The sequence below is a fragment of the Novosphingobium profundi genome (genome assembly GCF_018491765.1).
GTDB classification, from domain to species: Bacteria; Pseudomonadota; Alphaproteobacteria; order Sphingomonadales; family Sphingomonadaceae; genus Novosphingobium; species Novosphingobium profundi.
Genome location: NZ_JABWCU010000008.1, coordinates 58,631 through 77,932 on the forward strand (window position 1 = coordinate 58,631; position 19,302 = coordinate 77,932).

The 19,302-nt window shown below is 67.9% G+C and carries 18 protein-coding genes and 1 tRNA gene; 11 read left to right on the forward strand and 8 right to left on the reverse strand.

The annotated features are described in order from the left end of the window. The first annotated feature begins 101 nt into the window (after nt 1-101). The 6 genes from HT136_RS10060 (at nt 102) to dxs (ending at nt 5,804) form a co-directional block, all read left to right on the forward strand. Nucleotides 102-893 (forward strand): alpha/beta fold hydrolase, encoded by a 792-nt coding sequence (locus HT136_RS10060; RefSeq protein ID WP_214199640.1) that lies wholly within the window; start codon nt 102-104, stop codon nt 891-893. Nucleotides 894-1,026: 133 nt separating this feature from the next. After that, nucleotides 1,027-2,619: a bifunctional phosphoribosylaminoimidazolecarboxamide formyltransferase/IMP cyclohydrolase gene (gene purH, locus HT136_RS10065; protein ID WP_214199641.1), complete on the forward strand. Its 1,593-nt coding sequence runs from the start codon at nt 1,027-1,029 to the stop codon at nt 2,617-2,619. A gap of 23 nt (nt 2,620-2,642) precedes the next feature. Further along, nucleotides 2,643-2,864, forward strand: coding sequence for a hypothetical protein (locus HT136_RS10070; protein WP_214199642.1), 222 nt, complete (start codon nt 2,643-2,645; stop codon nt 2,862-2,864). Between the two features lie 160 nt (nt 2,865-3,024). Then, nucleotides 3,025-3,174, forward strand: coding sequence for a hypothetical protein (locus HT136_RS10075; protein ID WP_214199643.1), 150 nt, complete (start codon nt 3,025-3,027; stop codon nt 3,172-3,174). Nucleotides 3,175-3,234: 60 nt separating this feature from the next. Beyond that, nucleotides 3,235-3,720 carry a Fur family transcriptional regulator gene (locus HT136_RS10080; RefSeq protein ID WP_214199644.1) on the forward strand — a complete coding sequence of 162 codons (486 nt, stop codon included), beginning with the start codon at nt 3,235-3,237 and terminating at the stop codon, nt 3,718-3,720. A 152-nt stretch (nt 3,721-3,872) separates the two neighbouring features. Then, entirely contained in the window at nt 3,873-5,804 is a 1,932-nt protein-coding gene (dxs, locus tag HT136_RS10085) for a 1-deoxy-D-xylulose-5-phosphate synthase (RefSeq protein ID WP_214199645.1), read from the forward strand. Between the two features lie 75 nt (nt 5,805-5,879). Here dxs and HT136_RS10090 read toward each other — a convergent pair whose 3' ends face one another. The 4 genes from HT136_RS10090 to HT136_RS10105 form a co-directional block, all read right to left on the reverse strand. Beyond that, on the reverse strand, nt 5,880-6,641 hold the full coding sequence (locus HT136_RS10090; protein ID WP_214199646.1) for a DUF6683 family protein: 762 nt from the start codon (nt 6,639-6,641) through the stop codon (nt 5,880-5,882). A gap of 111 nt (nt 6,642-6,752) precedes the next feature. Then, nucleotides 6,753-8,054, reverse strand: a complete 1,302-nt coding sequence (locus tag HT136_RS10095; protein WP_214199647.1) for an amidohydrolase family protein — start codon at nt 8,052-8,054, stop codon at nt 6,753-6,755. Then, nucleotides 8,051-9,433, reverse strand: a complete 1,383-nt coding sequence (locus HT136_RS10100) for an amidohydrolase (protein WP_214199648.1) — start codon at nt 9,431-9,433, stop codon at nt 8,051-8,053. The genes HT136_RS10095 and HT136_RS10100 overlap by 4 nt, the downstream gene beginning before the upstream one ends. A 66-nt stretch (nt 9,434-9,499) precedes the next feature. Further along, nucleotides 9,500-11,077 (reverse strand): peptide MFS transporter, encoded by a 1,578-nt coding sequence (locus HT136_RS10105; RefSeq protein ID WP_214199649.1) that lies wholly within the window; start codon nt 11,075-11,077, stop codon nt 9,500-9,502. Nucleotides 11,078-11,426: 349 nt separating this feature from the next. On the opposite strand from HT136_RS10105, the gene HT136_RS10110 reads away from it, so the two are divergent. Then, nucleotides 11,427-11,708: an integration host factor subunit beta gene (locus HT136_RS10110; RefSeq protein ID WP_214199650.1), complete on the forward strand. Its 282-nt coding sequence runs from the start codon at nt 11,427-11,429 to the stop codon at nt 11,706-11,708. Nucleotides 11,709-11,828: 120 nt separating this feature from the next. Then, nucleotides 11,829-11,913: transfer RNA gene (locus HT136_RS10115), tRNA-Leu, on the forward strand. A 17-nt stretch (nt 11,914-11,930) separates the two neighbouring features. Here the strand turns inward: HT136_RS10115 and HT136_RS10120 are convergent. Further along, the gene (locus tag HT136_RS10120) at nt 11,931-12,395 is read right to left on the reverse strand and encodes an Lrp/AsnC family transcriptional regulator (protein ID WP_214199651.1); all 465 of its coding nucleotides are present in this window, start codon (nt 12,393-12,395) and stop codon (nt 11,931-11,933) included. Between the two features lie 113 nt (nt 12,396-12,508). Between HT136_RS10120 and HT136_RS10125 the strand changes: the two genes are divergently transcribed. Further along, on the forward strand, nt 12,509-14,869 hold the full coding sequence (locus HT136_RS10125; RefSeq protein ID WP_214199652.1) for a transketolase: 2,361 nt from the start codon (nt 12,509-12,511) through the stop codon (nt 14,867-14,869). A gap of 107 nt (nt 14,870-14,976) precedes the next feature. Continuing rightward, nucleotides 14,977-15,306: a hypothetical protein gene (locus HT136_RS10130; protein ID WP_214199653.1), complete on the forward strand. Its 330-nt coding sequence runs from the start codon at nt 14,977-14,979 to the stop codon at nt 15,304-15,306. Between the two features lie 17 nt (nt 15,307-15,323). On the opposite strand, the gene HT136_RS10135 is transcribed toward HT136_RS10130, so the two are convergent. Then, nucleotides 15,324-16,403, reverse strand: coding sequence for a S66 peptidase family protein (locus tag HT136_RS10135; RefSeq protein WP_214199654.1), 1,080 nt, complete (start codon nt 16,401-16,403; stop codon nt 15,324-15,326). An 83-nt stretch (nt 16,404-16,486) separates the two neighbouring features. Between HT136_RS10135 and HT136_RS10140 the strand changes: the two genes are divergently transcribed. Then, complete coding sequence (locus HT136_RS10140; RefSeq protein WP_214199655.1) at nt 16,487-17,368, forward strand: LOG family protein; 882 nt, start codon at nt 16,487-16,489, stop codon at nt 17,366-17,368. Between the two features lie 44 nt (nt 17,369-17,412). On the opposite strand, the gene thiD is transcribed toward HT136_RS10140, so the two are convergent. Beyond that, nucleotides 17,413-18,162 carry a bifunctional hydroxymethylpyrimidine kinase/phosphomethylpyrimidine kinase gene (thiD, locus tag HT136_RS10145; RefSeq protein WP_214199656.1) on the reverse strand — a complete coding sequence of 250 codons (750 nt, stop codon included), beginning with the start codon at nt 18,160-18,162 and terminating at the stop codon, nt 17,413-17,415. Beyond that, the gene (locus tag HT136_RS10150) at nt 18,159-19,190 is read right to left on the reverse strand and encodes a phosphatase PAP2 family protein (protein ID WP_214199657.1); all 1,032 of its coding nucleotides are present in this window, start codon (nt 19,188-19,190) and stop codon (nt 18,159-18,161) included. Before HT136_RS10150 ends, thiD begins: the two co-directional genes overlap by 4 nt. Nucleotides 19,191-19,302: the final 112 nt, after the last annotated feature.

Consider the following 19,302-nt stretch of genomic DNA (forward strand, 5'->3'; position numbering starts at 1 on the left):
TCCGACCCTCGGATAGCCCGGCCATCGCAGCCCCGCGCGCGCCAAAGCCCCACAGGATCACCCCTTGCCCCTTTGCGGGGTGCGAGAGGGGGGCCCTGCACATGCCGAACACGATCACGAAGCGCTACGTCGACCTGCCCGAGGGCCAGCTTCACGTGCGCGAGGTGGCAGGTTGCGAACCAGCCATCGTCTTCCTGCACCAGACCGCGTGTTCCGCGCAAAGCTACGATCCGCTGCTGGCCGAACTGGCGCTGCCCAACCGGCTGCTCGCGCTCGACACCCCCGGTTTCGGTGGCAGCTTCGATCCCGAAGGCTGGCCCAGCCTCGAGGACTACGCGGCCTGGCTGCTCGCCGCGCTCGACGCGCTGGGTGCCGAGCGCTTCCACCTCTTCGGCCACCACACCGGATCGGGCCTCGCGATGTTGCTGGCCGCACGCCACCCCGAACGCGTGCTCTCGGTGATGATGGCGGGCGCCGAACTGATGACGCCCCAGGAGCGCGCGAGCTTCCTCGATGGCCTCGGCGAACCTTTGACCCCGCGCGCCGACGGGTCGCACCTGCTGGAAAACTGGAACTACGCGGCCCATTTCAATCCCGGCATCGATCCCGAACTGATCCACGGCGAAGTCCTCGCCATGCTGCGCGCCTGGCGCGCCCGCCCCCAAGCCTACCGCGCGGTGGCGGGTTGCGACACGCCCGCACTCGCCCCGCTCATCCAGGCCCCGGTCCTGCTCGTCACCTCGCCCGACGACTACTTCCATGCCGAGCTCGACCGCGCTCGCGCGCTGTTCCCAACGGCCCCGGTCGCGACCACTGGGGGCGGCAACTTCCAGCCCACCGCCGACCCGCACGGCGTCGCCCGCGCCATCGAACGCTTCCTGGCCACGCTCTAGGCCCGCTGCCCGGCGCCCGAACGGCGCGTTCCGGCCATTTTTCCTTGCGCGCGCCCTTGCCCCCTTCCAGAGAGGGCCTTAAGGGCGCGCGCAAAGACCTGTCGCCCTTTCCAGCCAAGGACACTTCCGAGCCATGACCGATTCCGTCCAGATCCGCCGCGCCCTGCTTTCGGTCTCCGACAAGACCGGGCTTGCCGAACTGGGCAAGGTCCTTGCCGATCGCGGCGTCGAGCTGGTCTCGACCGGCGGCACCGCCAAGGCGCTGCGCGACGCTGGCCTGGCGGTGAAGGACATCTCGGAAATCACGAATTTCCCCGAGATGATGGACGGGCGCGTCAAGACGCTGCACCCCAAGGTCCACGGCGGCCTGCTCGCCGTGCGCGACAACCCCGAACATGCCGCCGCGATGGCCGAACATGAAATCGGCGCGATCGACCTCGTCGTCGTCAATCTCTACCCCTTCGAGGCAACCGTCGCCAAGGGCGCGGACCGCGACACGATCATCGAGAACATCGACATCGGCGGCCCCTCGATGGTCCGCTCGGCGGCCAAGAACCACGCCTACGTCACCATCGTCACCGACCCGGTCGACTACGAGGGCCTGATGGTCGAGCTGGAAGCGACCGACGGCTGCACCACGCTCGCTTTCCGCAAGCTGATGGCCGCGCGCGCCTTCGCGCAGACCGCCGCCTACGATTCGATGATCTCGCAGTGGTTCGCCTTCGCCGACCAGGGCCAGGAATTCCCCGAGATGCTCTCGGTCAACGGCCGCCTCGCGACCCCGCTGCGCTACGGCGAGAACCCGCACCAGAAGGCCGCGCTCTACACCCCCGTCGGCCCCTTCACCAAGGGTCTGGCGCAGGCCGAGCAGATCCAGGGCAAGGAGCTGTCGTACAACAACTACAACGACGCCGACGCCGCCTTCGAACTCGCCGCGGAATTCAAGGGCCAGAAGCCCTCGGTGGTCATCGTCAAGCACGCCAACCCTTGCGGCGTTGCCCAGGCCGACACGCTGCTCGGCGCCTGGAACGACGCCCTCGCCTGCGATGACGTCTCGGCCTTCGGCGGCATCGTTGCCGTCAACCAGACGCTCGATGGGCCCACCGCCGAGGCGATCTGCCAGATCTTCACCGAAGTCGTCGTCGCCCCCGACGCCGACGAGGAGGCGCGCGCCTTCTTCGCCAAGAAGAAGAACCTGCGCCTGCTCCTGACCGGCGAACTGCCCGATCCGCGCCGCGGCGGGCTCAACGTCAAGCCGATCACAGGCGGCCTGCTCGTCCAGGGCCGCGACAACGGCGCGATCTCCTTCGACGATCTCAAGGTGGTGACCGAGCGCGCGCCCACCGACGCCGAGCTCGCCGACTGCCTCTTCGCCTGGACCGTCGCGCGTCACGTGAAGTCGAACGCGATCGTCTACGCCAAGGACGGCGCAACCGCCGGCATCGGCGCAGGCCAGATGAACCGCCGCGACAGCTCGCGCATCGCTGCGATGAAGGCCGCCGAAGCCGCCGAGAAGTTCGGCTGGGCGCAATCGCGTACGGTTGGCAGCGCGGTCGCTTCGGACGCCTTCTTCCCCTTCGCCGATGGCCTGCTCGCCGCGGCCGAAGCGGGCGCCACCGCGATCATCCAGCCGGGTGGCTCGATCCGCGACGATGAAGTCATCGCTGCCGCCAACGCGGCGGGCCTTGCGATGGTCTTCACCGGCATGCGCCACTTCCGGCACTGAGACCGACGGGGGCGGGCCGGACAATGCCACTGATATGGCTCGGCCCGCTGGTCACGTTGGGCTTCATCGCCGGGTTGATGATCTCGGCGATCCTGCTGCGCATGGGTCGCCTGTCGCACCCGGCCGCCTGGCTGGCCGCCTTCGGGCTGCCCTTCGCCTGTGCCGCGCTGCCGATCCTGCTGCTGGCGCTGCTTTCGCTTCTGGGAATCTTCGCAAGATCGGGCGCATCCGTATCAGGATTGTAACAGGTTCCCGCGCCGCCAACACGCCGCCGCATGTGACAAACGGTTCACCGCGAGCGCACCGTGCGATGACCTTTATTCACTCGACGCTAAGCCGATTTGAATCAAAAGGGGCCCCTTACGAGGATCCCTGGTGGCCTCGACAACCTTTGCTGGAACACACATGCGCCTGATCAAGACCGAATTTGCCCGCTTCTTCGCCCTCGGCTTCGCCGGCGGTGCGTTGCTGGTGTTCGGCGCCATGGGCCTTGGCAACGGACACTCGCTGTCGGACACGATGGTGCCCCCGGCCGAAGCCGCGACGACGCACTGACGCGGCATAAGCCGGTTGCCCGCATTGCGAAGCGGGCCGGTATCGCCCATATTGCCTCCCATGGGCACCGAACTTCCTGACATTTGCGAAACCGCGCATGGCCACCACGAGCACAGTGGTGACAACCTCAAGACGGCCGCCCGCGCCGTGCTGGTCGCCGCGGGCGAGCAGTGGACCGACATGCGCGCCGACGTCTTCGCCTCGCTCGCCGAACGCACGACTCCGGCCTCGGCCTACGACCTTGCCGAAAGCGTCTCGGCGCTGCGCGGCAAGCGTATTGCCCCCAACAGTGTCTACCGCATCCTCGACTTGTTCGTGCGTACCAATCTGGCACGCCGTGTCGAAAGCGCGAATGCCTACATCGCCAATTCGCACCCCGGTTGCCGTCACGACTGCATCTTCCTGATCTGCGACGCCTGCGGCCAGGTCGTTCACATCGATGACGACACGCTGACCGATGCACTGGTAAAAGCGGCCCGTGACAATGGCTTCGCCGATGTCCGCCCGGTCGTCGAACTGCGCGGAACATGCGCCAAGTGCAGTTGAGCTGACCATCCGGGCGTGTGACGCGCCGGGTCGCTTGTCTAATTCTTGACTTTCGGGCGGCACAATCCTTACGGACGCCGGTTAGGACCCAAGTCGGTGCCTATCGGTCCATTGCATCGACATGCCCGCCGCATACGTGTAAGGCTACTAAGATGAACGCCAGTCCGGCAACGCCCCTCCTCGATACTGTCGCCACGCCCGAAGAACTGCGCCGGCTTGCTCCCGCGCAACTTCGCCAGCTTGCCGACGAACTGCGCAGCGAGACGATTGCCGCCGTCGGCCAGACCGGCGGGCATCTGGGTTCGGGGCTTGGGGTGGTCGAGCTGACGGTCGCCATCCACTACGTCTTCAACACCCCGCAGGACCGCCTGATCTGGGACGTGGGCCACCAGGCCTACCCGCACAAGATCCTGACCGGCCGGCGCGACCGTATCCGCACGCTGCGCCAGGGCGGCGGCCTTTCGGGATTCACCAAGCGCTCCGAAAGCGAGTACGACCCCTTCGGCACCGCGCATAGTTCGACCTCGATCTCGGCCGCACTGGGCTTCGCGATCGCCAACAAGATCAAGGGCGAGCCCGGCCGCGGCATCGCCGTGATCGGTGACGGCGCGATGAGCGCAGGGATGGCCTACGAGGCGATGAACAACGCCGAGGCGGCGGGAAATCGCCTCATCGTCATCCTCAACGACAACGACATGTCGATCGCGCCGCCGGTGGGCGGGCTCTCGTCCTATCTCGCGCGTCTCGTCTCCTCGGGCAAATTCCTGGGCCTGCGCGAACTGGCGCGCCGTTTCGCCGCCAAGCTGCCGCGTCCGCTCCAGGTTGCCGCCAAGAAGACCGACGAATTCGCGCGCGGCATGGCGATGGGCGGCACCTTGTTCGAGGAACTGGGCTTCTACTACGTCGGCCCGCTTGACGGGCATGACCTCGAATCGCTCATCCCCGTGCTCGAGAACGTGCGCGACGCGGCCAAGGGCCCGATCCTGCTCCACGTCGTCACGCAAAAGGGCAAGGGTTACGAACCCGCCGAACAAGCCGCCGACAAGTACCACGGCGTGCAGAAGTTCAACGTCGTCACCGGCGAACAGAGCAAGGCCCCCGCCGGCCCGCCGAGCTATACCAGCGTCTTCGCCAAGGCATTGCTGGCCGAGGCCGAGCAGGACGCGCGCATCTGCGCGATCACCGCCGCGATGCCTGCCGGGACCGGGCTCGACAAGTTTGCCGCGGCCTTCCCCCAGCGCAGCTTCGACGTCGGCATCGCCGAGCAGCACGCGGTGACCTTTGCGGCCGGTCTCGCGGCCGAGGGCATGCGCCCGTTCTGCGCCATCTATTCCACCTTCCTCCAGCGCGCCTTCGACCAGGTCGTCCACGACGTGGCGATCCAGAACCTGCCGGTGCGCTTCGCGATCGACCGCGCCGGGCTGGTCGGTGCCGATGGTGCGACCCACGCCGGCTCGTTCGACGTGACCTACCTGGCAACACTCCCCAACATGGTCGTCATGGCCGCCGCCGACGAGGCGGAACTGGTCCACATGACCCACACCGCCGCCCAGTATGACGAGGGCCCCATCGCCTTTCGCTACCCGCGCGGCAATGGCGTGGGCGTCGCGCTTCCCGAGACCCCGCTGCGCCTCGAGATCGGCAAGGGCCGGATCGTGCGCGGCTCCGACAAGGGCGGCAAGGTCGCGATCCTCTCGCTCGGCACCCGCCTTGGCGAGGCGCTCAAGGCCGCCGACACGCTCGAGGCCAAGGGCCTGCCCACGACCGTCGCCGACATGCGCTTTGCCAAGCCGCTCGACAGCGATCTCATCCGCCGCCTGATGCTCAGCCACGAAGTGGTCATCACCGTGGAAGAAGGATCGATCGGGGGTCTGGGCGCCCACGTCCTTACGATGGCGAGCGACGAAGGCCTGACCGACGCCGGGCTCAAGATCCGCACCATGCGCCTGCCCGATGTGTTCCAGGACCAGGACAAGCCCGAGAACCAATACGACCAGGCTGGGCTCAACGCGCCGCAGATCGTCGACACCGTTCTTTCTGCGCTGCGCCACAACAGCCAGGGCGTGAGCGAAGCACGCGCCTGACCCGCTCGGGACAGGCAAAAGCCTGAGCCCGACGCGCCAGAACGTGCTTCGATCGCGCCTCTCCCCGGCAAGGCGTCAAGGGGCGGCCCGCATCCCTGTCGCCGAAATGACGATGCGATCCGGATTTCCGCCCAGCGCCTGCGCGAGGTAACGCCGCCCCGCGTCGCGAAGGTGAGCCTGCGCCGCCGCATCCGGCGCCCTCTCCAAGCCGATGCGCACGGTCACCAGATAGGTGCCGAGGATCGCCGCCTGTTCGTAGTAGGCCTGGCGTTCGGCCTCGCTCATCGCCGCCAGCGCCGTCTCAGCGGCAAGGGGGCCGCGCAATTGGCGCGCCAGCGCCGGAAAGGCGGCATCGGGCAAGGTTTCTTCGTGGTAGGCCTGGTAACTCCCCACCAGGAGGGCCGCGGTAGCCCCGGCAAGGTCGTTCGTCGGCAAGGCGAACTGGCGCTCGATCCGACGATAGGTCACCAGCATCTCGCCAAACAGGGACTCGGCCTGCGACCGGTCCGGCGCGGGAACCGTGGCGGCCAGCCGCGCGGGCATCACCGGCGGTGCGCCCCCCCGGAAAGTGAGGGCGCTTCCCGCGTCCGGCTTGGGCTCACCCGAGCGAGAGGGCGGGGCCGACCTGGGCCTTGCTCGGGAAGGCCCCTTCTTCAAGGCCTGATTGGACAGGAACGAATCGTTCAGAAACGAGGACATCGGCAGCATGTTCGGCTCAGGCACATAGAACTGCGCATGCCCCGGCGCGCACAGCAACAGCGCACCTGCCGCAAGCCCCCGCAAAACGGCGCGCCGCGCACGCTCCGGCGTGGACCGGACCTGTCGAAAAGCGATCATGCCGACTCTCCTCCGCAGTCAGCCTCGTCCAAAGGCGACCAACTGCAAGCGACAATCGGCAAGGCGGGCGCGAGGGACGACGAACCCGCCGCCCCTCGCGCCCACACGTCCTTACCAGGAGTAGGCCTTGGGCAAGTAGGTGCGGTCGAGGTCCTTGTACCTCTCGCGCAGGCGCGCCTGGTGGCTGTCGAAGGGCTGCTTGACGCCATCGATCCAGACCGAGACCGGCGCGGAGGACAGCTCGAGCGGATCGCCGTCCCACAGCACCACGTCGCCCACCGCGCCCGGCGCCAGAATCCCTTCCTTGCCGCCCACGCCGCTGATCTCGGCGGGGATCGAGGTGATCGCCGCGAAGGCCTGCGCCCAGGTCAGCCCGGTGGCGCCGGGGATCCTGGTCAGCGCAACGAGGTTGCCCGCCTGCTCGGTCGCCCAGCGAGGCTGGTTGTCGCCGCTGAACATGCCGATGGCGACCTTGACGCCGGCCTGGACCATGCGGCCCGTGTTCGACTGGGTCGAGCCCAGCGCCTCGAACTGCTCGGGCAGGTCGCGCAGCGGCATGGTGATCACCGGCACGCCCGCCGCCGCAATCTCGCGCGCGACCAGCCAGCCTTCGGTGGCGCCCACGAGTACCAGTTTCAGCGCGGGAAACTCGCTCTTGAGCGCGAGCACGGCGCGAATGTCCGAGGCCCGCTCGGCCTTGACGTAGAGCGGCTGCTCGCCCTTCACCACGGGCACCAGCGCGGCCGCATCGGCGTGGGTGAGCATGGCATCGGATGCCCGATCCGCCCCCGCAGACGCGCTCGCCAGCGCCTTGGCCTCGCGCAGCGCGTTGTGGAGCACGACGCTGGCGGCGACGCGGCTGCCCCCGGCAAGACGCGCGCCGCTCTCGCCCAGCACGACAAGCTGGAACGCACGCGGTGCATCGACGATTTTCGCGTCATGGCCCAGGTCGATCAGCGCGCCCTGCCCGGCAAAGATCGACTTGCCTGGCGCGGGGGTCACGCTGGCACGGGTCACCCCGCCCTCGCGGCTGACCGCGATGTGCTCGTTCGCCGGGTTGAGCGCGGGCACTACGTCGAGGCTGGCGTTGAACGGGCTGTCGTCGGCTTCGGTATCGTTGCTGTCGCTGACCGCCTGGACATCCCACAGGCCAAGGTCGGTGAAGGCGGCGAAGAGGCCAGGCGTCACCCACTTGCCGGTGCCGTCGACGGTTTCGAGGCCTGCCGGAACGGCGATCCCGACACCGGCTGCAACGACCTTGCCGCCTTGAACGAGCACGGTCGCCCCCTCGACCGGCGCGCTGCCGTCGCCCTTGGCGAGCGTGGCGTTGGTGATCGCGAGGTCCTGCGCCGAGACGGCGAGCGGCGCGGCGAGCGCGGCCAGAGCCGTCGCGAGCGAGAGAATGCGCTTCACTTCACGTCTCCTTCACCGGGCTGGCCGAGCTCGAAATCGCTGACCGGGTGCATCTTGGGATTGTCCGCGTCATACAGCATCGCGCCGTCGATCCAGACCTTCTCGGGGCGGGTATAGACCGAAAGCGGGTTGCCGTTCCACAGCACCACGTCGGCCATCTTGCCTTCCTCCAGGCTGCCGGTCTTGTCGGCAACGCCCGCCGTCTTGGCCGCATTGTAGGTGAACCACGAGACGACCTCAGCATCCGGAATGTCGATCCCCATGCGACGACCCGCGGCCTGCGCCTTGGCGGCGGCCTGGTTGAGCCGCTGGATGCCGTTGGGATCGTCCGAGTGGATGACGACGCAGGCACCCTGCTTGGCGATCAGCGCGGCGTTCTCGGGAATGCCGTCGTAGGCTTCCATCTTGAAGCCGTACCAGTCGGCCCAGACGGCTGCGCAGACGTCCGCCTCGCGCAGCATGTCGGCGATCTTGTAGGCTTCGACCGCGTGGTGGAAGGCGGTGACCTTGTAGCCTGCTTCCTTGGCCATATCGAGCACGAGCGCCATTTCCTCGGCGCGGTAGCAGTGGTTCTGGACGAGGATCTCGCCCTTCAGCACGCCCTCGAGAGTCTCGTTGCCGAGGTCGCGCTCGGAATGGTCGCCCTCCATGTAGGCCTTCGCGTCGATCCAGGTCTGGCGGTTGACCGCAAAGTTGCCCATGCGGGTGGACGGCTTCATGCCGCGCGAGCCGTAGACGCGCTTGGGGTTCTCGCCGCAGGCCATCTTGAGCGAATAGGGCGCGCCCGGGAACTTCATCTGCTGGACGGTGATCGCCGGCACGTTCTTGAGCAGGACCGAACGCCCGCCCATGAGGTTGGCCGAACCGGGCAGGATCAGGAGCGAGGTGACGCCGCCGTTGACGAGCGCGCGGCTGAAACCGGGATCCTGCGGCCAGACCGAATGCTCGGCCCAGACGTCGGGCGTGGTCGGGCTGGTCGCCTCGTTGCCGTCCGAATTGGCATCGACGCCGGGCGAGGCGTAGTCGCCCAGGTGCGAGTGCGCGTCGACGACGCCCGGCGTCACGAACTTGCCGGTGGCATCGATGCGGTCGTAGCCCTCCGGAATCGCGAGGTCCCCGCCGCCGATTGCGACGACCTTGCCTTGCGCGAAGAGCACCGTGCCATTGTCGATGCGCTGCCCGCGCCCGTCGAAGACGGTGGCGCCCACCAGCGCGGTGGGTCGGCCCGGATAGGGCTTGTAGGTCGAGGCGTAAGGCACCTCGGTGGAGGCGCTTTGTGCCTTGTCCTTCTTCTTGGCCTGCGCCTGCGGCGCAAGGGTGAGCGCGAGGGCCAGCGCGACTGCGCTGCCCCAACGCCCGATCTCAGGCGATATCCTCATGTTGTCTGGCCCCTGTTTGCATGGAAAACCGGCCCGGTCATCGAGGACCGGGCCGGTGGAATTCGATCAGTTCGGCTTGAGTTCGGGATGGACCCCCGCCTCGAGCGCCTCGAGCCCGGCTTCGTCACCGCCGGAAAGCGCGTCGTTGTCGCGCAGCGTGTCGAGGTGCATCAGCCAGCGCACCGCCGGGCTCAGCACCATGACCACGACGCCGATGCCCACCGCGTACCAGCCCACGGTCGAGTAGACGCCGAGCACCAGCTCCTTGCCCGCTTCGGCCCCTTCGAGGCCTTCGCCGCCCGCGGCCTGCGAGATCAGGCCCGCCGCGAAGTTGCCCGTCGCCGAGGCGAAGAACCAGGTGCCCATGATCAGCGAGGCCATGTGCGCGGGCGCCAGGCGGTTCATCGCCGAAAGGCCCACCGGCGAAAGGCACAGCTCGCCGGTCGTGTGCAGCAGGTAGATGAGGAAGATGAAGACGACCGGAACCGCGCTCTCCATGCCGACCGCCTGCGCGCCCCAGACGAGGACGAGGAAGCCGAGGCCGACCTGGACGACGCCGAGACCGAACTTGAGCGGGGCCGAGGGCTCGAACCCGCGCTTGCCCAGCAGCGTCCACAGCCCCGCAAAGAGCGGCGCGAGCAGGAAGATGTAGGCCGCGTTGAGCGACTGGAACATCGAGGCGGGGACTTCCCAGCCGAAGATGTGGCGGTCGACGTCGCGATCGGTGAACAGCGAAAGCGAATTGCCCGCCTGCTCGAACAGCGCCCAGAACACGATCGAGACGAAGATCAGGAACAGAGCGGCGAGGATTCGATCGCGGTCATGCCCGGGCAGCTTGATCACCGAATAGAGCACCACGCCCAGCACCAGTACGGCGCCGAAGATGCCCAGCAGCGTGCCGACCACGGCCTGGTTCTGCACCAGCCACCAGCACGCCAGCACCGCGATCAGGCCCACGCCGTAGAGCGTCCATTCGAAGCCCCTGGAAAGCGGCTTGGGCGCCTCGCCCCGACCCATCAGAAGCGGCTTGAAGATGACGAAGACGACGAGGCCGAGCAGCATGCCGAAGCCCGCCGCGCCAAAACCGTAGGACCAGCCGTAGACCTCGCCCAGGTACCCGCACAAAAGCGAACCGAGGAAGGCGCCCAGATTGATGCCCATGTAGAAGATCGTGTAGGCCGGGTCGCGCCGGGTGTCGGTGCGCGGGTAGAGCTGGCCGACGATCACCGAGATATTCGCCTTGAGGAAGCCCGAGCCCACGATGATGAAGGCAAGCGCCAGCCAGAACACGTTGAGGCTCGCCGCATCCTGTCCACCGGCCCCTTCGAAGCCCATCAGGAAGTGCCCGAATGTCAGCAGCACCGCGCCATAGGCCACCGCCTTGCGCTGCCCGAGATAACGGTCCGCCAGATAGCCGCCGAGCACCGGGGTGATGTAGACCAGCGCGGTGTAGGCGCCGTAGATGACCCCCGCCTCGCCGTCCGAGAACAGCCAGTGCTTGGTCAGGTAGAAGATGAGCAGCGCGCGCATGCCGTAGTAGGAGAAACGCTCCCACATCTCGGCGAAGAACAGGACGAAGAGGCCTTTCGGGTGCCCCAATATGGTGCCGCGGGCATCCCCGCTTTCGGCATAATGTGTCGCCATCGACCCCGGTTTTCCCTTATATGATCGTGTTGCCGGGCCCAACTCGCCGCACACACGAGGGCGCGGGCCGCATAATGGCCGAGAGCCTAGCGCCAAAACCCCCGTTGTGAAGAGGCTCGTTGCGCGGGGTTGAGGCAGGATGGCGCGTCTAAGCTGCAATTCTTGCAAGAATGAGACAGCTTGCGCTTAACCGTTGCGTCGTGAGCCATCTGATGTCATTTTCCCTTTCCGCACGGTCGCTTGAACACGCAATTTTATGATTCGACGCCGGTCGGAATTTTTTTCGGCCGTTTGTGAAACCGGCCTCGGGAATCCGCTATGATCGGACCCGGTGGGATTGGGGGATGCGATGATCAGATCCGAACTGCTGCAGGCGCTCGCCAAAGAAAATCCGGAACTGCGGATTGAAGATGTGGAAAGCGCGCTCGACACCTTCTTCGACGAAATCGGCCAGCGCCTGGCCGACGGCGGTCGCGTGGAACTGCGTGGTTTCGGCGCCTTCTCGACCCGCCACCGCGAAAGCCGCGTGGGCCGCAACCCGCGCACCGGCGAAAGTGTCGACGTGCCCGAGAAGCGCGTACCCTATTTCAAGCCCGGCAAGGAAATGCGCGCGCGCCTCAACGTCACCTGAAGCGCCTGGGTGTTTTTACGCCCGCGGGCCGCGAGATCCGCGTTGCCCCCGGCCGCGCGATCTGCCAGATCGCACGCGAGCTCATCGGGCGCCTCGCACCGGGGGGCTCGCCAATGGTGCGCGGGCGTGGCGGAATGGTAGACGCCGGGGACTTAAAATCCCCTGATCCTTGATCGTGCGGGTTCGAGTCCCGCCGCCCGCACCAGACGCCTTTTCCAGCCGTCAATCCAGTGGCAGGGCCGTCTTGTAGACCACCGGACGCAGCGCGAAGCTGGTGGTCACTTGCGCGACACCCGCGATCGGGGTCAGGCGATAGCGCAGGAAATCCTCGAACTCGGCGAGCGAGCGCACGAGCACGCGCAGCTGGTAGTCCGCCTCGCCCGTCATCAGGTAGCATTCCATGACCTCGGGAATCGCCGCGATCGCGCCCTCGAAGCGCGCCAGGTGCCGGTCGTCCTGCCGGTCGAGGCGCACCCGCACGAAGGCCGTCACCCCCAGCCCCACCGCATCGGGATCGACCAGCGCGACATAGCCCGAGATCACGCCCTCCTCCTCGAGCTGGCGCAGCCGCCGCAGGCACGGGCTCGGCGAAAGCCCCACGCGTTCGGAGAGCTGCTGGTTGGTCATGCGCCCGTCGGACTGGAGCTCGTCCAGGATACGCCGATTCAGCCCATCGATCTCGATCATTGGCACATTCCACTCAAATTGGCGTGATAACCATCCAATCCTGCCAATCGATAGCCCAATCATGGGCATCTTCGCAAGGACATGCCCGCGCGCACCGACGTATCCTGAGCTTCATGGACACACCCGGCGCCCCGCTCGCATCGACACCGCCCGCCCTCCCGCGCGAGGAGCGCGTGGCCCTGCTCGAACAGCTCGAGACCCGGCTGCGCTGGCTGTCCTCCTGGACGATCCACAACGCCAACAACCTGCGTCCCAAGCGCGACGGGCTGAAGGTGGGCGGGCACCAGGCGAGCTGCTCCTCGATGACCGCGATCATGGCCGCGCTCTACTTCCACGCGCTGCGCCCGCAGGACAAGGTCGCGGTCAAGCCGCACGCGGGGCCCGTGCTCCACGCGATCCACTACCTGCTCGGCGAACAGAGCCGCGAGAAGCTCGAACGCTTCCGAGGCCTGGGCGGCGTGCAGAGCTATCCCAGCCGGACCAAGGACGCGATCCCCGTCGACTTCTCGACCGGCTCGGTGGGCCTGGGCGTCGCGGTCACCGCCTTCTCCAGCCTGGTACAGGACTACCTCGTCGCCCACGGCAAGCTCGCCGAGAACGAGACGGGACGGATGATCGCGCTGATGGGCGATGCCGAACTTGACGAGGGCAACATCTACGAATGCCTGATCGAGGGCTACAAGCACGACCTCAGGAACTGCTGGTGGATCGTCGACTACAACCGCCAGTCGCTCGACGCGACGACCGCGGACCGCATGTTCCGCCGCTTCGACGACATCTTCGAGACCTGTGGCTGGCGCGTCGTCACGCTCAAGCACGGCAAGCTGCAGCGCGCGACGTTCGCCAGGCGCGGCGGCAAGGCCATCGCCGAGTGGATCGAGAACTGCCCCAACGCCGACTTCGCGGTGCTCACCTACAAGGGCGGCGCGGCCTGGCGCGAACGGCTCGAAGCCGACCTTGCGGGCAACGCCGCCGCGCTCAAGATCCTCGCCAGCTTCGACGACGAGGGCCTGGCCGGGCTCATGACCAATCTCGGCGGCCACTGCCTCGAGACCCTGACCGAAGCCTTCGACGCCTGCCAGGACGATCGCCCCACGCTGTTCATCGCCTATACCGTCAAGGGCTACGGCCTGCCACTGGCGGGCCACAAGGACAACCATTCGGGCATGATGAACGGGGCCCAGATCGCGCAACTGCGCGAGGGCCTGGGCATCGCCGAGGGTGAGGAGTGGGAGCCCTGGGGCGGTCTTGGCGACAACGCCGCAGCCCGCCTCGCGCGCTTCGTCGCGGACAGCCCGATCGCGCGCAAGCCGCGCGAACAGGCCGCCCCCACGATAGCCGTTCCGGCGGCCTTCGCGGTGCCCGCCGAATCCGAAATCTCCACCCAGGCCGCCTTCGGCAAGGTCCTCCACGACCTCGCCAAGTCGGACAGCGAGCTGGCCGACCGCATCGTCACCACCGCGCCCGACGTGACCCAGACCACCAATCTCGGCGCCTTCGTCAACCAGCGCGGGCTGTTCCGCCGCCAGGAGCTGGCCGACGTGTTCCAACAGGCGAAGATCCCCTCCGCGCAGAAGTGGAGCGCGCACGAGGCGGGCCAGCACATCGAACTGGGCATCGCCGAGAGCAATTTCTTCCTGCTGCTCGCCTCGCTCGGCCTGGCCGCACCGCACTTCGGCACGCGATTGCTACCGGTGGGCACCGTTTACGATCCCTTCATCGCGCGCGGGCTCGATGCGCTCAACTACGGCTGCTATCAGGATGCGCGGTTCCTGCTGGTCGGCACGCCTTCGGGCCTGACGCTGGCCGCCGAAGGCGGCGCGCACCAATCGATCAACACCCCGCTGATCGGCATGGGCCAGCCCGGCCTCACCGCCTACGAGCCCGCCTTCGCCGACGAAGTCGCGCTGTTCCTGCACCACGCCTTCGAGGTGATGCAGGCGCCCGAGGGCAGCTCGGTCTACCTGCGCCTTTCCACGCGCCCGGTGAAGCAGGTCGCCCGCCGCGACGAAAGCTGGCAGGCCGACGCGATCAAGGGCGCCTACTGGCTGCGCGCGCCCGCGCCCGGGGCAGAGGCCGCCATCGTCTGTTCGGGCACGGTCACGCCCGAAGCGCTCGAGGCCTGGGAAGCGCTCGTCGAGGACCTGCCCGGCCTCGGCCTGCTCAACGTGACTTCGGCCGACCTCCTTCACCGCGACTGGTCACAGGCGCGCGCCGGACGCTGGAACGGCACGGCGGCGCAGGGCTGCCACGCCGAGGCGCTGCTGGGACAGCTGGCCCCCACCGCCGGCCTCGTGACCGTGCTCGACGGGTCGCCCGGCGCGCTGTCGTGGCTGGGCGGCGTGCGCGGCCAGCGGGTGAGCCCGCTCGGCACCGACCGCTTCGGCCAGACCGGCGACCTGCCCGACCTCTACCGCGCCTACCGCCTCGATGCCGAGGCCATCGTCGAGGCCATGGCCGAGCTGTTCCTCTGACCGCGACCACGGGATTTTCACCAGGCCCTGCGCGCGTCGTTCGCTAACCCTTCCCTGCCAAGAATCGGCCATCCCCGATGGTTAATAGGCTGGAAGGTGGTTCCCATATGGTCCAGGCGCTGTTTCCCCGTTCTTCCGGTTTCGGGCGGCGCGAGCCGCGCGAACATGTCGAGATGCTGGCCCGGTTCCGCCACAACATTGCCTCGAGCACGGTGATGCTCAAGGACCTCACCCGCTATGGAGCGCGGATCGAGGGCGTGGGTGGGCTCGAAGCCGACGAAGCGGTCAGCCTCGCGCTCCCCGGTCGGCGCCCCGCGCTCGCCTTCGTGGCCTGGGCCAACGCGCATTGCGCCGGCCTGGAATTCGCCGACCCGCTCGACGCCTATGTCTACAAGGAGCTCGTCACGCGCTACGCGCGCCCCGAAGAGGCCCCTTGAAGCGTCCGGCGGACGCCTCAGGCGACAACCGGTTCGAGCACCTGCAAGGTGCCCGCATCGGCATCGAGGCGCACCTCGCAGCCGACCGGCACGCTCGCCTGCGCGGCGATGTGGCCGATCGAAAGTCCCTGGAAGGCCGGGATGCCGAGCCGGCCGAACTGCTGATCGAGCACCTCGTAGAGCGTGAAGTTCGAATAGCCCCCGTCGGGGTTGTGGCAGCCGGTGCACTGGCCGAAAACCACGCCTGCCAGCGAGCCGAGCACGCCCGCGAGCGCAAGCTGCGTCAGCATGCGGTCGATGCGGTATTCCGATTCGTTGGTGTCCTCCAGGAACAGCACGCAGCCGCGCATGTCGGGCAGGTAGGGCGTGCCGACGAGCGCCGAGAGCACGCTGAGATTGCCGCCGACGAGCCGCCCTTGCGCGATTCCGCCCGCGAAGGTGCGCGCGGCGCGCCGTCCTCCGCCCAGGTTCGCGCCACTATAGCCTTCGACCGCGAGGGTGGGCATGGCTCCCTCGAAGGCGAGGGCATGGAAGCTCTCCCAGGCGGCCGGCGGCCAGCTTGCCGCCGCGTTGGGGCCGTGGACGCTGGGCGCGCAGTGGTTCGCGGCGAGCGCGAGGTGAAGCGCGGTGTTGTCGCTGAAACCACAGAACAGCTTGGGATCGCGGCGCAGCGCCGCGTAGTCGAGCCGGGGCAGGATCCGCGCGGTGCCCCAGCCGCCACGCACCGCCATCACCGCGCGGACCTTCGGGTCGCGCCAGGTCTGCATGAAGGCTCCGGCACGCGCCGCATCGTCGCCGGCAAGGTAGCCGTCGCGCAGCGTCAGGTTGGGGGCGAAGCGGGGCTCGAGCCCCATCGCGCGCACCGCCTCGGCGATTTCCTCGAGCCCGAAGCGATCGCCGATGAAGCCCGCCAGCGCCACCAGTCCGAGACCATCGCCGGTCCTCAGACGCGGCGCGCGCAGCCTTTGTCCGGCCGAAGCGTTGGAGGAGGCGCGATCACTCCCAAGCAGCGGAAAGGCCGACATGGCCCCCGCCGCCGCGGTGACCAGCGCGGCCGATTTAAAGCCCGATTTCAAGGCGTGACGTCGTGACAGCATGGCGCGGGACCCTAACCGCGCACGTGCCTCCCGTCTCGCCAAATCACTCGACGCACGGGGTTTGTGCGTCCATGGATAAGCGAATGACCGAAGACGAAAAGAAACTCACCGACCGCCGCTTCTACAAGGCCGAACAGGAAGCCGGCTTCGCCGACGAACAGAAGGGCACGCTGCAGACGCAGAACCCCTCCTACAAGCTGGCCTTCCAGGACACCGACTTCCTGCTGCGCGACGAACTGCGCCCGGTGCGCTTCCAGCTCGAGCTGCTCAAGCCCGAGATGCTGCTGGAAGAGGCCAATATCGGCTCCACCCTCGTGATGTACGGCTCGGCGCGCATTCCCTCGCCCGAGAAATGCGAGGGCGTGCTCGCCCGTGCCACCACCGAGGACGAGAAGAAGATCGCCGAGCGGCTCGTCGCCAAGGCGAAGTACTACGAGGAAGCGCGCGAGCTCGCCCGCATCGCCAGCCAGTGCGGCCTCGTCGAGAAGGGCATGCGCCAGTTCGTGGTCTGCTCGGGCGGTGGCCCCTCGATCATGGAGGCGGCCAACCGCGGCGCGCACGAAGTCGGCGCCGAATCGCTCGGCCTCAACATCGTCCTGCCCCACGAGCAGGCGCCCAACCCCTACGTCACGCCGCGCCTCTCGTTCCAGTTCCACTACTTCGCGCTGAGGAAGATGCACTTCCTGCTGCGCGCACGTGCGGTGGCGGTGTTCCCGGGCGGCTTCGGCACGCTCGACGAGATGCTCGAACTGCTCACCCTCATCCAGACCGGCAAGATGAAGCCGATCCCGGTGCTGCTGTTCGGGCGCGCGTTCTGGGAGCGGGTGATCAATTTCGAAGCGCTCGCCGAGGAAGGGGTGATCAACCGCCGCGACCTCGAACTGATCACCTGGTGCGAGACCGCCGATGATGCGTGGAAGGCGATCCAGGCCTTCTACGACCTCGACTGCGGCTTCCCGTACTGACGCATCGCCAAGGCACCGAGATGCTCACGCATCGCGCCTTGGTCTCAACGCACCGCCTGATGGCCCATCGGGCCGTGCCCGGCTCCGAAGCCGGGCGCGGCCCGAAGCGCCTTGCGCACGAAGGCGCGCGCTTCGTCGACCGCGGCAAGCAAAGGCATCCCGCCGCCCAGGAACGTGGCGATCGCGCTCGACAGTGTGCAGCCCGTGCCGTGCGTGTGGCGCGTGACGATGCGTGGGGCCTGCCAGAGCTGCTCGGGATTGCCGGGTACGACAAGGCGATCGACCACCTCGTCGCCTTCGGCATCCCCGCCCTTGGCGAGATAGGCGATGCCCAGCTCCGCCAGGGCCGCGTCGCCGCCAAGCGCGAGAAGTTCGGGCACATTGGGCGTGGTCAGCGTGGCCAGCGCCATCATCCGCTCGAAGGCGGCGATGGTCTCGGCATCGGCCAGCACCGAGCCGCTGGTCGCGATCATCACCGGATCGAACACCACCGGCACCTCCAGCCGCTCGAGGCGGTCCGCGACCGCATGGGCGATGGCCGCCGAGCCGAGCATGCCGATCTTGACCGCGTCGACGCCGATGTCCGCGATGCAGGCGTCGATCTGCGCCATCACCATCTCGCTCGAGAGCGCGGCCACCTGGCTCACCCCGCAGGTGTTCTGCGCAGTGATCGCGGTCAGCGCGGTCATCGCGAAACCGCCCAGCATCGTGATCGTCTTGATGTCGGCCTGTATCCCCGCTCCGCCCGAGCTGTCCGAGCCGGCGATCGAGAGAATGCGTGCAGGTGTGGTCATGCCAGAGCGCTAGACGTCCGTCCTGCTCCGGGCAAGGTGCCGCGTGGCCCCCGCCTTTCGCGCCACAGCGCGATCAGCGCGAGCGAGAGGCCGGCAACGCCTGCGCCCAGGATCAGGTCGATCAGGTAATGCGTGCCCTCGACCGGGGTCACCAGCAGCATGGCAAGGTCGATGGCCACCAGCGGAAGCGCGACGCGCCAGGCCTGCCGCGCCGAGAAGGCGATCAGGAGGACGCCCGCCGCCGCGTGGAAGCTGGGCGCCGAGACCAGCCCGACGAGCTGGCCGGGGTCGACGGCGTGGAAGGCGTGGCCGCGCAACTGCGGGATCACCTGGGGCTGCCACAGGTCGCTGACCGGAAGATAGGGGATGGAACCGTGCCACAGATAGGCGAACGGCCCGACCGCGGGCATGAAGTAGAAGGCCGCCAGCGTGATCGTCGCCGAAAGCCAGACCGCCGCGAGGAAATCGTGCGCCTCGCGCCGCTGGCCAGTCCAGGCCAGCCAGCCGAGCAGCAGGCCGGGCGAGACATAGATCATCGCGTAGGCGCCCCGGCTGAGCGGCTGCAACCAGGGATGGCTGGCGACGAACAGGTACCAGTCGAGCCAGTGGAAATGCAGCGCCGCGTCCGCCGCCTGCAGCCGGGCGTCCGAGAACCCGTGGCTGAGCGCGGCGACCGGGTAGCTGGCGATGGCGCCGACCAGCGAGATCGCCATGAACAGGCCCGCGTATTCGGCAAGGTCCGCCAGCGCGCGCAAGACCGGCCGCGCGCGCCAGCCCGGACGGCGGCCCGAAACGTGGATCACCGCGAGCACGAGCAGGATCGCCGCGTAGCGCAGCGACCCCGGCGAGAGGATCGCGAGTTCGAGATCCGCCGCGCGCATCAGCACCGCCAGCACCAGGGCCCCGCCCGCGAGCAGCCCGAGCAGCGCGCGCGAGGGGATCATGGCATCGTGGGACCGGGCAATCGCGGGCTCCTGCGCAGCGCCGAGCGTGTCGGGCGCGATCTCGGAGTATTCGGCAGCGGGCATGCAAGACCTCGTACGGGGAGCGTCCCCGTCGCCTAGAACGGCAAAGCTGAACGCCAGCCGACCGAGCGATCGCAACCGGCGCAAGAAAGGGTGTGGGGGAAGGAACCGTCCC